Below are 15,287 nucleotides of genomic sequence, written 5' to 3'. Positions count from 1 at the left end.
CATATTCAGGCTCTCCCTGCTGCAGCTTTTATTCTTTCTGAGTCAGACTCTCTGTGATTTTTTAAGGAGCCTTAAATGCGCCTCTTCCCATTATGTTTTTTAACCTCAGCTGCAGTGATGGCTGGGTGCAGTTTATTTTCTGCTGATGCCAAGGCTGCAGCAATGCCAACAGCCGCAGAGCAGTTGTATCAGCCACAACCAGCTGAAATGCAACCGCAACTGGCTGCGACAGGCAAACAGCAAGTAGGTGTGACTAGTTTACGCATCACCAACCCGGTGCAATTAAACCTGCTGACCCAGCAAAAACAAGACCGTGAAATGCTGCTGGAGCTGTGGTATCCGGCAGAAAAAACGCTGCCAACTGGTGCTTTAGCGCAGCGAGCTACTTATGACAATGTGACCAAAAGCCATCAGCCTTTTAGGATTCAGGCCAATGCTCTGCGTGATGCTAAAGTCAAAACTGGACAAAACTACCCGCTGGTGGTGCTGTCCCATGGTTATGTGGGCTATAGAACTTTGATGTTTTACTTGGCTGAACATTTAGCCTCGCACGGTTATGTGGTGGCTGCTATTGATCACCCGCAATCAACCAATGCCGAAGTGGATGCTATCAAGGCGCCTTATGCTGGTTTTCCTGCTACTTTGTACCATCGCTCCCGCGATCAGCAGTTTGTATTGTCTTATTTTCGCCAGCATCCAAAGGCGTTAGAAGGTGTGATCAACACTGATGCTGCCGCTGTGATTGGTTATTCCATGGGTGGTTATGGCGCTATCAATACAGTCGGGGGCTGCTTTAATTTTACCGAGCAAAGTGTGCAGGCTTTTACTGGCAGTAAAGATCAGGCGACCAATGCAGCATTAAAGCAATTGCTGAATAGTTGCGCGGGTGGGCAATACCCGAAAACAGCGGCAGAGTTAAAAGTAGACCCGGCCTGGAAAGCGGCTATCGCCATAGCGCCCTGGGGAGGCCAGCATAAGTTGTTCTCTGCAGAAGCGCTGGCAGCTATCAAAGTGCCAATGTTGTACTTTGCTGGTGATCAGGATGATGTGTCAGGTTATGAAGGCATGCAGTGGCTGTATAACCAAACAGGCAGCCGAGGCAGCAACAGTAAATACATGCTGACCTATCACAACGCCCGTCACAATATTGCTCCTCACCCAGCTCCTGCTATAGCACGGCAAAACAAACTGGATTTTGGTCATTACCATGAACCCAGCTGGTCGGCGCAAAGCATCAACGACATCAATAAACATTTTGCCTTGGCGATGCTGGACTGCCATGTTAAAGCCATCAGCAAACAATGTGAGTACTTGAAATTAGCACCAACTCCGACCGATGCCGCAGCGAAGGCAACGGAAAACAGCAGCGGTTGGTTAGGTTTTCCTGCACGTTATGACACAGGCTTGTCCTGGCAGTATCAGTGACAAAAGTAGCTTGCACTGGTCGCAAAGCGGCGGTGCAACAGGACGCTCAAATCTGTTGAGGCACAGGGCAGTGCAGCTGAGCCTCGACCGATTAATGCTGAGCTTTGTTATGCTTTTGCAGTTAAATAGCTTTCAAAAACAATGAAATGCCTTTACCTTTTATTAGGAGCTCGTTGACAAAAATAGAAAGTAAAAGGAATTGGATATGCTAGCGAAAGTATTAGGTTTGACTGTGTTTCTGCTGCTCAGTCAAAGCAGTTTTGCCGCCACTGCGGATGCTGGTATCAGTATTAGTAAGGCTTTGCAACATGAAGCACGTACTGCAGAAAATAAAAAACGTGATGCAGCACGTAAGCCAGAACAAACACTGGCATTTTTTGAAGTGACGCCACAGAGCACTGTAGTCGAAGTCTGGCCGGGTTCTGGTTGGTATACCGAAATTTTAGCTCCGCTCCTGGCCGAAAAAGGCAAACTCTACGCCGCCCATTATTCCGATAAGTTCACCTTTCTAAGCGCTGACTATATGCAAAAAGGCCGCGCAGAATTCAAAGCCAAACTTGCATCGCACCCCATCTATAAAAATGTCACAGTCACAGACTTTGCGCCTTTGGCGGATATCGATATAGCGCCAGCAGGCAGCGTGGATCTGGTGCTGTCTATCCGCAATCAGCTCTATCTGTTTGATGGCGAAACCTCGTTAAAACATGCCTTGGCTAACTTTTACAAAGCGCTGAAACCCGGTGGAGTATTGGGAGTTGTAGCGCCACGCCTGCCAGACAATATGCTCAATACAGACTGGAAAAAGACCGGTTATGTGCCAGAGCAGTTATGGTTAACACTGGCCAAAGAAGCCGGATTTAGCTTTGAAGCAAGTAACGATATGCTGCTGAATCCTAAAGACACCGCCGATCACCCATCAGGCATCTGGTCTTTACCGCCCACTATGGCCGGAACTGAAGAAGAAAAAGCCAGGCATCTGGCCATTGGCGAAGTAAACCAAATGGTGCTGAAGTTTAGAAAGCCGAGGTAGTAGATGGGTTGTTGTGTTTGCTTATGTGACTTGGGTTCGATGATTTGTAGGTTGTGATCTATGTAGGTTGCACTCGCCGCAAAGCGGCAGTGCAACAAGGCGATACAGCAGTGAGGTCTTTAGCAAGTAAGGCTGCAGCGGAAAGGGGATAGCCCACGCAGACACGCCGTAAATACGTCCATGTAGGCTCGCGTTTCGCTATCCCTGCGAAACACGGTCTGCTTAGAACTATACCCTTCCTCGCTTTTGTTGATTTCGGCTTCGTGCCAAGACCTGACATTAGGCATTGCGATAAATTCCTGATCATCACATCTTTTATTAGCTCAAACCACTAGATAAATTCCCATCTCTCCAGCTTGAGTAAATTCGAGAACAACTACCGTACTGCCTGTATAAATTTCGTCGATCTCAAATTTACTGGTTTCAGAGAAAGTTGTTGAAATAGAGGTACATCAGAGTTAGTTTGGCATGAGTTAAATTCAGGAAAGAAGGCGCAAAAGTGTTCGACTTGCGGGCAAGCTGCCTTTGAAAACGGATTGTTATGTGTAAAAAGGAGGTACATGAAAATGTATACATGGACAAATCAACCTTATGAGTCGATGTGGAATCATTTAAGATTTCTTCAAGCTCCAAAAAATGTTGAGTCGTTATTAACCGGGAAAATGAGGTCAAGTCGGGGACTTGTTCTTCCTGAAGGAGAATTAGCTGAGAGAAAGTCTAGACAAATAGCATATTCAATAAAACAGGCTGATGAATATTTCCAATCTGCTCAAAATGTAAGTATTGCAACTAGCCCACTGTTATATTTTTACGGTATGCTTTCTTTGGCTAAGGCGACCGTCGTGGCTAACGACCCTAATCTTCTATTGGGTGACATCAAATATCATGGCCTTTTTACTCGACCTATTACTAATGAACTAAAAGACTATGTTGAGGATCATCATCAGTGGAGTGTTGATAAGGAGTTTGCAGTTACAAATGATGGTGTTGTGGACGAACTTTTCAAGGTGGTTTGTGGCAGTTCATTACCTAAAAACTCAGTAATAAAACTGAAAGAGTTATTTAAAATTAATCCAGAGATAGGGGATATTTATTCAAGGTTTTATTCTGAGCCACCAGGATTTTTCCCTCTGTATGGTCATAAATCGACGAAAGAACCGTTTCATATTGAAATAAACCCGCAAACAACAGATAAAGAGTTATTTTTAAAATCGTTTGGTTTTATTCAAAGCGATTTTGAAGTTCTGGATGATATCCTTCATTCTCAAGCTTTAAGGGTTGTAAGTAAGCCATCGCTCCAAACTATACCTGAATATATGCACATTTATTATGCAATACCCGGCGGGAGGTATTTGGTGTCAGGACTGGAGATCGAGAATGATGGTGAATCTCAACGTCTTTATGTTCCTCAAGAGCTGTGTGACTACATCGCGATGTTTATTCTTGGCGATATTGTTCGTTATAAGCAAGAGTTTTGGGGTCAAGTTATATCTGGAGAAAAGGATGGTTCAATTTCTCTAGTCAATCTTTTTGTGTCGATTGCCAAAAATAGGTTTCCCAATTTTATCCTCAACCAGATCTTTAACGAAACATTTACCTATGGCTCAGTAGGCCGCATGATGTGAGTTTTGCACGCATAACAATCTGTTTAAGAGTGATTCGCAACGCGTGGCATTTTTACTATGCGTTGCGTTTAGTGTTTAAGGTGGTATGCAGCGGCTTCTGTATTGCGTTGCTCACACCTTAACAGGGCGTTAACGTCCGCAACTCGCTCAAAGCAGAAAACACGCCAATGAATAAACTGGGTAGTACAAAGCGAGTAACTATCGATTACTTACTTAAATATCCTCGGATCAAATTCAAACTCCAGTTTCTCAGCTTTTGCCAGTATCTCGCTTAATGCTGGGTGCTTTGGATTGACAATATAGTTGTGATCGCGGGGTGATATGGAGGAGGGGACTTGCAGCGCGGCGTAGTCTGGCTCTGGTTCGTTCAGAAACTCGTCGCCTATCAGTTGTGTGCTTTCGTTGGCGGGAATAGTCCGCCAGTTGGCTGGTAAATCTTCCTGCTCTAACTTGGCAATCAACTGGTCTGGCATATCAATAGCGTACAAGTCGTAAAGCTGGATCACGGCCGGGTCTTTGGTTAAGTGGACAAATACTTCCAAAACACAAAGCGATTCTGATCCGGCAAAGTACAAGGCTTCTGTGCCTTTACTGTTCCAGCGGCCACCATAAAGTTTCGCGCCTGCCGGGCTAAAAGGTGCTTCAGCGAATTTTTTCTGCGTCAGCCTGTAAAGCTTCATCAGGAAAATACACCATGTTCCACCCGGCCAATCAGGTCTTTGACTATCTCGAAGTCGACTGTGGTGGATACCATGTCTAAAGGTCTTTTACCGTCTAAACCATAAACACTGCTTTTCATCCACTCAAGCGCACGTTCTTCATCATTAAATAGCTCGGTGGCCAGTTTCATCAGCATGGCGAGGCGATACATAGCATCACTTTCCTGAGTGCTGAAACGTTCGCTATTTTTTAGTCTGCGCTTGATGGTACTGACTGGGATATGAGTGATCTGGTGAAACTCGGTTTGCGACAATCCAGCTTTGGCGACCAGGTTACGATACACCACAGGCTTAAAGCCCTGATGCACAGCCTCAGTGCGAACTGTTTTAGCGTCTTCGATGCCAAGGCTAAACCAGAAGTTTGTTTTATGGTTTTGTGTTGGCTTAAAACTTTTAAGTTCGATGGCAGACATCAGCAGTTACCTTCGTTTGTTTATCTTGATTTTATTTGGTTGGCCCAAATGGTCTATTCATTGTGGTTCATATGAGCCATTATTGCAACTTCAGCACAGCCGTTATGAAGTTACCATCATTCTGAATTTGCATAAATCGAACGATTCGACTATTTTGAACGATAACTTGTTCATTTTTGGAGCCAGCCGTGATTTCTTTAACTGCAAACGAAGCGAAAACTAAGTTTGGTACTATGTTGCTTACTGCCCAATCCGAGCCCGTAGAGATAGTGAAAAACGGTACTTCTGTTGCATTTGTAATTTCAGCCAAAGAATATAAAAAGCTGGAAGATATGAAAATGGAACTGGTTAAAGCTCGTTTTCAGAATATCAGTGAAGAAGATCTGCAGGATGGTCAAAGCTTTTTTGACGAATTGGATTCTGGAAAATATGACTGATGGCAAAAACTCCGTTTTTACTTCGTGGCCATGCCAGAGCTGATTTGGTGGCTATACGTAAATACACAATTGAAACTTGGGGCAATGACCAGTGGTTGAGCTACAAAAAAATTCTGCTGCAAAAGCTGCAAAGCCTTGCCGATCATCCGGAAATAGGAATTCAATTAAAAGACGTTGCTGACAATGCCTATAGGTTTCCGCTAAAAGATCAGGTCGTGTACTACCTGAAGCGAAAATCAGATGTGGTTATTGTCGGCATACTGTCCAATAGCATGGCCCCTGAGCAGCACTTATTGCGCCAGCAGGATTTAACTCAGGATTAAGTTCTATTTTCTTAAAATTTTACCTCTTGGTCTATTCTCCCTAATTTCCAACAAAACCCAATAGGCGTATGCAACTCACTGTGGCAAAATCAGTTTTATAGCTAAAACAGCAAACTAATAAAGACTAACGGAGTACTGTCGCATTGGCACTTGAGCCTGGTTTTTTAGTGATCCATTCCAATCAACTGGAGCAGCTGCGTGCGCTTCTGGTGCAGTTTTGTCAGCGTTATCCGCTCTCGCCTTTAGAGCTTGAACAAGTGCTGGTGCAGAGTAATGGTATAGCTCAGTGGTTGAAACTGGCTTTTGCCGCATCGCCTGATGAGGCCGATCCTTATGAACGCGGTTTGGGGATAGCCGCTGCTATGCAGGTGCAGTTACCTGGCCGTTTTATCTGGAGCATGTATCAGCTGGCGCTGCCAGAGCAGCAACTGCCTGATTTATCTGTCTTTAGCAAAGACAGTTTACGTTGGCGTATTTTCCGTTTATTGCCTGAATTAGTAGCGCAGGATGAATTTGAGCTGCTGCGCCGTTTTATCAGTGACGATAAAGATCAACAAAAACGCTCACAGTTGGCTCTAAAACTGGCGGATTTATTTGACCAGTATCAGGTGTACCGTGCCGATTGGCTGGCCGATTGGGCCAAGGGTTTGTATCGCCTGGCGCAAATGGATGGCGATGCGAAAGTGATGCCGGATGATCAGCTGTGGCAAGCCAAACTCTGGCAGGCTATTTTGGCTGAGCTGCCCGCAGAACAGCAGCAACAAAGCCGGTTTTCCTTGCATCAGGCTTTTTTACGTGAGGTAAAAAGCTGGAAAAAAGCGCCAAAGAATTTACCACGCCGGGTCATTATTTTTGGTATCTCGTCTTTACCGCAACAAATGCTGGAAGTCTTGTCAGCCCTTGCGCCTTATTGTCAGATTTTATTGGCGGTACTCAACCCTTGTCAGTTGTATTGGGCCGATATTATTGCCGAAAAAGACAAAGTAAAAGCAGCGCAAAGACGTCAGCCGGAAAAGGCCGGTTTTTTACCTTTTGCCAGTGCCGAGCAGTTATCAGGCCAGGCTCAGCCATTGCTGGCTGCCTGGGGTAAACAGGGGCGGGATTATATTCGCTTGCTGGATCAGTTTGACGAAACTGCCGCTCATAAAGAGTTATTTGCTCATCAAAAAGTCGATTTATTTGAAAGCCCCAACACCAGTCATTTATTAGGCCAGTTGCAGGATGATATTTTGCAGCTTCGCTCCATCACAGAAACCCAAAGCCAATGGCCAGCTTTAACGGCGCAAGCGGCGCGCAGCATCTGTTTTCAAAAAGCCCATAGTCCACTTCGCGAAGTGGAAATTCTGCATGATCATCTGCTGCAGCTCTTTGCCGAAAACCCAGAGCTTGGCGCTAAAGATGTGATGGTGATGGTGCCGGATATTAATTTGTATGCGCCTTTGATTGAAGCCGTATTTGGCAAAGTGCCTATGGGCGATTTGCGCTATATCCCTTACAGTATTTCCGATCAAAACAGCAAAAAGCAGCAGCCGTTATTGCAGGCTTTAGAAGTGCTGTTAAGCCCCGAGCAACAACGCTTAAATGCCAGTACAGTCTTCGATATGCTGGATATCAGTGCTTTGCAGCAAAGGTTTGGCTTAAAAGCCGCAGCTTTACCCAAGATAAAACAGTGGATTGAAGGGGCTGGTATTCGTTGGGGGCTGGATCAGCAGCATCGTCAGCAACTGGGTTTGCAGCATGGGTTTGAGCAAAACAGCTGGCTTTTTGGTATTCGCCGTATGCTGCTGGGGTATGTGGCGGGCGATACAGCGCCATGGCAAGGTATAGCGCCTTATGCTGATGTGGCAGGACTCGAAGCCGCCGAACTTGGTCCTGTGCTGGTGCTGCTACAAAAAATTAACGAGCTATGGCAACAACTTGCGCTAAAACGCAGCCCAGCCGATTGGCATTTGCTCTTTACTCAGCTGCTACAAGACTTTTTTGCGCCCGACGAGCTGGAAAGTCAGCAGCTCGTGCAGCAATTACAGCAGCAACTGCAAAGCTGGCTCGACAACACCACAGGCGCTGAACTTGAAGAAGAATTAACTTTACAAATTGCCCGTCAGGCGTTGTTAGAACCCATGCAGGCCGGCGGTTTGCAGCAGAAATTTTTCAGTGGTCGCGTCAATTTCGCCACTTTGCTGCCGATGCGCTCTATTCCTTTTGCGGTGATTTGTTTGCTAGGCATGAACGATGGCGCTTATCCACGGGCGCAACAGCGGCAGGACTTTGATCTGATGGCGCTGGATTATCGCAGTGGCGACCGCTCGCGCCGTGATGATGACCGCTATTTATTACTCGAAGCTTTATTGTCGGCCCGCCAGCAGTTTTATATCAGCTGGGTAGGTTTTAGTGTGTTTGATAACAGCGCCCGCGCGCCTTCAGTGTTGGTTAGTCAGCTGCGTGATCATTTGTCTACAGGATGGTCTATGGCCGATGGTTCTGATCTTTTAGAGCAAATCACTGTCGAGCATCCGTTGCAGCCTTTTAGCCGTCGTTACCGTGAAGCAGGTTCGAAGCTTGTCAGCTATCAGCAGGAATGGGCCAGCTTGCATCAAAAAGCCGGTGCGGCAGAGCAGGGCGAGACGCTTGCAGAGCTTGACGATTTGCACTGGACTTTAAAACAAGCCAGCGATTTTATGCGTGAGCCGGTGCGATTCTTTTTTAATGAACGCTTAAAAGTACGACTGGAACTACCGGAGCTTGCCAGTATTAACGATGAAGTCTTTGCGCTTGATCCGCTGGAACGTTGGCAAATGCAGCAGCAGTTGGTGGCGGAGCTCAAGCGCAGTGTCGAACAAAATGGGCAGTGGCAACAACAGACGGAGCAGCAACTGGAGTTATTCCGCTTGCAGGGTCGTTTGGCTGTAGGCTCTGGCGCTGTGTTAATGCAGCAGGATTTAGTGGCAGGGCTGGAAGAACTGGCCTCTGGCTATCAGCAGTTTTTAACCGCTTATCCAACAGCGGACACTGGTTTTTATCCGCTGCGTTTTGTCTGCCAGCACGGCGAGCTGGCCGAGCAGTTAACAGGCTTTAGACGAAGTGCGGACAATCAGGCTTTGGCTTATGCCGAGCTTTTGCCCACCGCCTTGATTAAAGACCGCAGTGTTGTTTGGCGAAATTTAGTAGCACCTTATCTGAAGCTGCTTTTATGCTGTGCCAGCGGTGTGCCGCTGACGCTTTATGTGCTGTCCCGAGTGGGGCAACTGGTGCTGCAACCTATTGAAAAACAACAAGCAGAACAGCAGCTGGGGCAGATTTTACAGCTAATGCAACAAGGTTTATCAGCACCTTTAGCGCTGGAGTTTAATGTTGGAATCGAACTTGTGAAACAGCTGGAAAAAGGTGCAGCGATTGATGACAAACTGCTGTCGAAGCTGGAGCGTCTGTATACAGGCGATGACTTCAACGCTGGTGCTCTGCAACGTAGCCCTTATTTACAGCGCGCTTTTGCCCTGTTTGATGCGCTTTGGCAAAACGGTCAGTTAGAGAAAAATGCCAGTGCTTTATATGGGCCATTACTCGCCGTCAGCTACAACGAGGTGTCGGCATGAACCAGGCTGAACTCTTTAGCGCCGACAAACCAGGCATAGCCAATCTGGATTTACTGTCTTTTCCTTTATCCGGCAGTCAACTGATTGAAGCCAGTGCTGGTACAGGCAAAACCTTTACCATAGCGGCTTTATATTTGCGTTTGGTGTTGGGCCACGGCACCAGTAAAGCCTTATTGCCACCCGATATTCTGGTGGTGACTTTTACCGAAGCTGCAACTCAGGAACTGACCGAACGTATAGGCCAGCGGTTGGCCGATGCAGCTCGTTATTTTCGTGAGCAATCTGAAGAGGCCGACCCTTTTTTACAAAGCCTGCGCAGTGAATTTACCAAAGAGCAGTGGCCGCATTGTGCCTATCAGTTAGAGCTGGCAGTGCAGTATCTGGATGAGGCGGCTATTTCAACCATTCATGGCTGGTGTAATAAAGTGCTGGCCGAATTTGCACTCTCCAGCGGTTATCTGTTTGAACAAAATCTGGTGACAGACGTCGAGCAGTTGCAGCTGGATGTCATACGCGATTACTGGCGAAATTTTTATTATCCCTTGCCGGAAGAGCATATAGCGACTGTCTGGCAACAGCTGCAAAACCCAGAAACTTTGCGAAAAAAAATTCTGCCGCTAATCAGCCATCTGTCTTTATTTGCCGAACCTGCGACACCAGCGGTGTTATTGCCTGAAGTCAAAACACAACGTAAACAAAAACTGGCTGAGCTTAAAGCGCCCTGGAATAACTGGGTCAGCGAAATCCGCATTTTGCTGCACGGTGCAATTGAGCGTAAAGAAGTGGATGGCCGCAAATTGCAGGCGCGTTATCTCGACAGCTGGCTGGATAAATTAGTGGCCTGGATCACGGACTCTGAGATGGTCGATCCGGATTTACAAACAGGCCAAAGCCGCTTAACGCCAGAGGGTTTAAGTGAAGCTTTCAAAGGCCCAGTGCCGCATCATCCGGCTTTTGAGGCGATGGCAAAACTGGCCGATGAACTGGCGGCTTTACCGGATCCACAGCAGGATTTAGTACTGCATGCCGCCTTTTGGTTTGCGCGACGTTTCCATCAGTTGCAATTAGAACGCTCAGAACTGGGTTTTGATGAGTTGTTAAGCCGCTTGCAGCAGGCGCTGCAAAAAGATGAGGCTGGCTTATTGGCCGAGCGCTTGCGGCGTAAATTCCCGCTGGCGCTTATCGATGAATTTCAGGACACAGATCCTGTGCAATATCAGCTGTTTGATGCCATTTATCAGCTGAATCAAAACAGAACAGATTGCGGCATTTTGCTGATAGGCGACCCCAAACAGGCCATTTACGCTTTCCGTGGCGCTGATATTTATAGTTACTTAGCCGCCAAACAAGCTACAGCAGGCAGGCACTTTCAGTTGCCGAAGAACTTCCGTTCTACCCACGAAATGGTCAGAGCGGTTAATCACTTATTTAGTTATGCCGAACAGCGTGCTTTAGGGGCTTTTGTATTAGGCCGACCAGATTTATTAAGTTTTTATCCGGTAGAAGCGCAAGGGCGCAAAGAAAGCTTTGTTGCAGAGCAACAGCCTGTTACAGCACTGGAGTTTTGTATTAAAGCATCCCCCGATGGCAAGCCTTTTAGTAAAGCCGCCTGTTTAACAGAAATGGCGCAGGCCTGTGCTGAGCAAATCGCTATGTTTTTAACCTCTAGCGCTGGTTTTGTGCTGGATGACGAATTCACGCCTCTTAAAACCAGCGATATAGCGGTGCTGGTGAATAACCAGCAGGAAGCCAATGCCATTAAAAAAGCTTTGGCAGAGCGTGCTTTGGCGTCCGTGTATTTATCCGACAAAGGCGCTGTATTTGAAAGCCCGGTGGCACTGGATTTATTGCTTTGGCTGCGCGCTTGTGCAGAGCCACAACGGGAAGCTTTAGTGCGCTCTGCGCTATCGAGCTGGAGCTTATCGTTAAATTACTCCAAGCTTGAGCAACTGCTGCAGGATGAGCTGCTGTGGGAGCAACAACTGGCGCGGTTTGCTACTTATCAGCAACTTTGGCAACAACAAGGTGTGCTGGTGATGTTATGGCAGCTGATGCGTGATTTTGGCGTGGCTGAGTTTTTACAGCAGCAACCAGCAGGCGAAAGGCTCCTGACCGATATTCTGCATTTGGCGGAGCTTTTGCAGCAACGCTCTATGGAGCTGGAAGGCCCGGCTGCGCTTATTCGTTATCTGGCCGAGCATTTGGCTGGGCAAGGTGATTTGGCGGCTGAACAGCAAAAACTGCGTTTAGAAAGCGATGAAGCTCTGATTAAAATTGTCACTATTCACAAATCCAAAGGCCTGGAGTACCCGCTGGTGTTTCTGCCTTTTATCGCTTTAGCCCGTGCTGTGGATGCGGATAAAGGCCCTGTGACTTACCATCAGGACGGTGAGCTTACGGTGGTGCTGCAAGCGAACGAGCAACAAGCTCAACAAGCCGAGCGTGAGCGCTTGGCCGAAGATATGCGTAAGCTCTATGTGGCTTTAACCAGGGCCCGACATTATTGCTGGGTCGGGCTGATGCCGGTGAAAGAGCAAAGTGCTATTGGTTATCTGTTATCTGACGATGCTTTGGTGTCGTCTGTGGCTTTAACTGAGCAGCTATCGCCTTTACTGAAACAGCCTGATATTGGTTTGGCAACCAACTTATCAGAGCAGCGGACTCAAGTCGCAGTGCTTGATCAGGCAAGCGAGCTATTGCCTTATGCGCAAATGACCCGCTCCGTCAAAGAGCTCTGGTGGATAGCCAGTTACAGCGCTTTGCTGGAGCAACATCAACACGACAGTAAAGCGGCTGAGTTATTTCAGGAATTGCAGCAGGAACTGGTGCCAGAGCAAGTGCAGGATGATGCTGAGCCAACAGAAGCAAAAGTCATGACTTTGGCTCAGGGTTTTGTGCGCGGCAGTCAGGCCGGTACTTTTTTACATGATGCGTTGGAGTGGGGTGCAACTCAGGGATTTGATCTATTGGCGCAGCAGCCGGATTTGTGGCAACAAGGACTACCCCCATTAATGCAGAAATATGGCCTGTTGCAGCAATTACCAGAGCAGAGATGGCAAATCCGTTATTGGGCTGAGCAACAAGCACCTTATCCTGAAACTGACCATTTAGCCGAAGCCTTAGTGCCATTGCAGTGTTGGCTGACAGAGCTTATTCAAACACCGCTGTGGCAGAACAACAGCGCCAGTTTAAGCAGTCTTACACAAGGCAGCTACCGCGCTGAACTCGAGTTCTGGCTTGCGGTACAGCACTGCAGCAGTGCGCAGTTGGACGCTTTAGTGCAGCAGTATCTGTGGCCTGAATTATCACGACCAGCGCTTCGTACCACCCAGTTGCAGGGCATGCTGAAAGGTTTTATCGACTTAACTTTAGAGCAGGATGGCAGATACTGGGTGCTGGATTATAAATCGAATTATATAGCCGATGTGCAATACGACAGTCCTGCTTTAATACAACAAATGCTGGCACACCGCTACGATGTGCAGGCCGCTTTGTATGCCGTGGCTATCCATCGTTTATTGCAAAGCCGCTTGGCGGACTATAAGCCACAAGAACATTTAGGTGGCGCTTTGTATTGGTTCCTGCGTGGTGGTGAGGCAGCAAACAAAGGTGTGCTTGCTGTGGATATTCCGCTGGAGCTGGTGAACAAGCTGGATGCTCTTTTACAAGGGCAATTGGTTGCTAAGGAGCTGGCCCATGTCTGATTCAGAATTATTGGAACTGCAGATGCAGGGCAAAGACTGGCGGGCTTTGGATAAAGCACTGGTGACCTTTTTTCGGGAGCAACAAAAGCTGCCCGCAGCGCTGGCGCTACTGATTGGTCAGTGCAGCTTTGCGCTTGCTCAAGGCCATTTGTGTTTACCCCTTAAACGTATGCCGCAACAGTCTGAACAAGAATGGCAGGCGTTGATGGCGTTGTATCCGGATTTATTTCAGCTGAGTGAAGATAACAATCAGCCTTTTGTTTATGCCAATAACGCTTTGTATATGAGGCGTTATTTTAGTTATCAGCAGCAAATAGCGCTTTATCTGGAGCAGAGCAATGAGCGTAGCCAAAAGCTTAGACAGGCTATCAATCCGGCTCTGCTGAACCAGTTACTGGAGCCGTTATTTCCTGCAACGGCGGCCACAAGCGCTGCACCTGACTGGCAACGTTTGTCCTGCGCTATAGCGGCAAGCAGCAGTTTTAGTGTGATCACGGGCGGTCCTGGCACAGGCAAAACCACCACTGTGGTTAAGTTGCTACTGGTGTTGCAGCAATTACAGCAACAACAGGGCGCTGCGCCTTTAACCATTCAACTGGCAGCTCCTACCGGCAAAGCTGCAGTGCGGCTTCGAAGCTCCATTCGTACTACGTTGGACAAACTACCTGCATCGGCTGAAATTAAAAGCCAGGTGCCTACTGAGGTGTCTACTTTGCATAAGCTGCTAGGCGCGCGCGCGCAAAGCCGGCAGTTTAAGCAAAATGCGCTTGAGCCTTTGGCGCTCGATCTATTAGTCGTAGATGAAGCCTCCATGTTGGATGTTGAGTTGATGGCGGCTTTATTGTCGGCCTTACCAGCTCATGCGCGGCTGATTTTATTAGGCGATAAAGACCAGCTGGCTTCAGTAGAGGCGGGCGCTTTAATGGCCGAGCTGTGTCAATGGGCAGAGCAGGGGCATTATTGGCCTGTAACGGTCGACTGGCTTAATCAGCTGTCCTTTGCTGCTGTTCCAGAGCTACTCATCAGTCAACAAGGCAAAGCGCTGGAGCAGCAAATTGGTATGCTCAGAGTCAGCCACAGGTTTGATCCACAAAGCGGCATCGCCAAACTGGCCACTGCAGTGAATAACGGTCAGAGTGCAGAAGTGACGGCTATTTGCCAGGCTGATTATGCCGATCTGCAGTATCTGGAGGCGGCTGAAGTCAGGCAACTGAAGCAATTTGTCTTAACTGGACAGGTCAAATCACAGATCAAGGATGCAGCAGGTTTTAGTTTTTATCTGCAGACAGTAGCGCAAAGCCCGGCTTTGGATGCTTCAGAGCAGGCGATAGAAAACTGGGCACAGCAAGTGCTAACTGATTTTTCCGCATTCCAATTGCTGTGTGCTGTGCGACAAGGGCCTTTTGGCGTAGAGCAGGTCAATCTGAGTGTAGAGAAAATGCTGCATCAGGCCGGGTTAATTCAGCAGACTAGTCAGCAAAGTAGCCAGTGGTACGCCGGACGACCAGTGATGGTGACGCAAAACGATTATGCGCTGGGGCTGATGAATGGCGATGTCGGTATTTGTTTGCTGCGGCCTTATCAAGGTAAATTGATGTTAGCTGTGGCTTTTGCATCCGAGGATAGCAGTAAAGCGGTGCGTTGGGTGTTACCCAGTCGGTTACAGCAGGTCGAGACCGCTTATGCTATTACTGTACATAAATCTCAGGGCTCAGAGTTCCGTCATGCAGTGCTGGTATTGCCGGATCACTTCAGCCCGGTACTGACCCGTGAGCTGATTTACACTGGAATTACCAGAGCGGCGAAACTTTTTAGTTTGGTGTGTGCCAAACCGGACTTGTTGGCCTTGGCGATTGAGCAGAAGGTGCAACGATACGGCGCAGTCAGGCTTTAAAGGCGAGGGCTTGTTCCCGCTCGTCTGCAAGTCAGGCTGATCTGAGTACAATGCACGAAGTCTACAAAGCTGCGGCTTCAAGTACCAAGGGTATTAAAGGTTGCATCTTTAGCACGGACGTCGA

General features: G+C 47.7%; 10 protein-coding genes. 8 read left to right on the top strand and 2 right to left on the bottom strand.

The features are described 5' to 3' along the window. Positions 1 to 75: 75 nt before the first annotated feature. From IEW88_RS14980 to IEW88_RS14970, 3 genes are all read left to right on the top strand, one after another. Positions 76 to 1,425, top strand: coding sequence for an alpha/beta hydrolase (locus IEW88_RS14980; protein WP_147904758.1), 1,350 nt, complete (start codon positions 76 to 78; stop codon positions 1,423 to 1,425). A 205-nt stretch (positions 1,426 to 1,630) separates the two neighbouring features. Then, positions 1,631 to 2,455 (top strand): class I SAM-dependent methyltransferase, encoded by an 825-nt coding sequence (locus IEW88_RS14975; protein ID WP_147904757.1) that lies wholly within the window; start codon positions 1,631 to 1,633, stop codon positions 2,453 to 2,455. A gap of 560 nt (positions 2,456 to 3,015) precedes the next feature. Then, on the top strand, positions 3,016 to 4,080 hold the full coding sequence (locus IEW88_RS14970) for a YaaC family protein (RefSeq protein ID WP_147904756.1): 1,065 nt from the start codon (positions 3,016 to 3,018) through the stop codon (positions 4,078 to 4,080). Between the two features lie 209 nt (positions 4,081 to 4,289). Here IEW88_RS14970 and IEW88_RS14960 read toward each other — a convergent pair whose 3' ends face one another. Then, complete coding sequence (locus IEW88_RS14960; protein WP_147904754.1) at positions 4,290 to 4,760, bottom strand: RES family NAD+ phosphorylase; 471 nt, start codon at positions 4,758 to 4,760, stop codon at positions 4,290 to 4,292. Then, entirely contained in the window at positions 4,760 to 5,212 is a 453-nt protein-coding gene (locus tag IEW88_RS14955; protein WP_053424846.1) for an Xre family toxin-antitoxin system antitoxin, read from the bottom strand. Before IEW88_RS14955 ends, IEW88_RS14960 begins: the two co-directional genes overlap by 1 nt. Before the next feature lie 188 nt (positions 5,213 to 5,400). On the opposite strand from IEW88_RS14955, the gene IEW88_RS14950 reads away from it, so the two are divergent. From IEW88_RS14950 to recD, 5 genes are all read left to right on the top strand, one after another. Next, positions 5,401 to 5,649, top strand: a complete 249-nt coding sequence (locus IEW88_RS14950; RefSeq protein ID WP_053424847.1) for a type II toxin-antitoxin system prevent-host-death family antitoxin — start codon at positions 5,401 to 5,403, stop codon at positions 5,647 to 5,649. Continuing rightward, positions 5,649 to 5,972 carry a type II toxin-antitoxin system RelE/ParE family toxin gene (locus IEW88_RS14945; RefSeq protein ID WP_147904753.1) on the top strand — a complete coding sequence of 108 codons (324 nt, stop codon included), beginning with the start codon at positions 5,649 to 5,651 and terminating at the stop codon, positions 5,970 to 5,972. Before IEW88_RS14950 ends, IEW88_RS14945 begins: the two co-directional genes overlap by 1 nt. A gap of 143 nt (positions 5,973 to 6,115) precedes the next feature. Next, positions 6,116 to 9,565 carry an exodeoxyribonuclease V subunit gamma gene (gene recC / locus IEW88_RS14940; protein WP_147904752.1) on the top strand — a complete coding sequence of 1,150 codons (3,450 nt, stop codon included), beginning with the start codon at positions 6,116 to 6,118 and terminating at the stop codon, positions 9,563 to 9,565. Further along, the gene (recB, locus tag IEW88_RS14935; protein ID WP_147904751.1) at positions 9,562 to 13,269 is read left to right on the top strand and encodes an exodeoxyribonuclease V subunit beta; all 3,708 of its coding nucleotides are present in this window, start codon (positions 9,562 to 9,564) and stop codon (positions 13,267 to 13,269) included. The genes recC and recB overlap by 4 nt, the downstream gene beginning before the upstream one ends. Then, entirely contained in the window at positions 13,262 to 15,163 is a 1,902-nt protein-coding gene (gene recD, locus IEW88_RS14930) for an exodeoxyribonuclease V subunit alpha (RefSeq protein WP_147904750.1), read from the top strand. The genes recB and recD overlap by 8 nt, the downstream gene beginning before the upstream one ends. Positions 15,164 to 15,287: the final 124 nt, after the last annotated feature.

The organism is Rheinheimera tangshanensis, from assembly GCF_014645135.1.
Lineage (GTDB): Bacteria > Pseudomonadota > Gammaproteobacteria > Enterobacterales > Alteromonadaceae > Pararheinheimera > Pararheinheimera tangshanensis.
The sequence above is the reverse complement of the archived record's forward strand: the minus strand, read 5'-3'. Positions and strand labels throughout refer to the sequence as shown.

Excerpts from the sequence above, each read along its gene's own strand:
- IEW88_RS14980 (WP_147904758.1), top strand. The coding sequence starts at position 76 with ATGCGCCTCTTCCCATTATGTTTTTTAACCTCAGCTGCAGTGATGGCT.
- IEW88_RS14975 (WP_147904757.1), top strand. The coding sequence starts at position 1,631 with ATGCTAGCGAAAGTATTAGGTTTGACTGTGTTTCTGCTGCTCAGTCAA.
- IEW88_RS14970 (WP_147904756.1), top strand. The coding sequence starts at position 3,016 with ATGAAAATGTATACATGGACAAATCAACCTTATGAGTCGATGTGGAAT.
- IEW88_RS14960 (WP_147904754.1), bottom strand. The coding sequence starts at position 4,760 with ATGAAGCTTTACAGGCTGACGCAGAAAAAATTCGCTGAAGCACCTTTT.
- IEW88_RS14955 (WP_053424846.1), bottom strand. The coding sequence starts at position 5,212 with ATGTCTGCCATCGAACTTAAAAGTTTTAAGCCAACACAAAACCATAAA.
- IEW88_RS14945 (WP_147904753.1), top strand. The coding sequence starts at position 5,649 with ATGGCAAAAACTCCGTTTTTACTTCGTGGCCATGCCAGAGCTGATTTG.
- recB (WP_147904751.1), top strand. The coding sequence starts at position 9,562 with ATGAACCAGGCTGAACTCTTTAGCGCCGACAAACCAGGCATAGCCAAT.
- recD (WP_147904750.1), top strand. The coding sequence starts at position 13,262 with ATGTCTGATTCAGAATTATTGGAACTGCAGATGCAGGGCAAAGACTGG.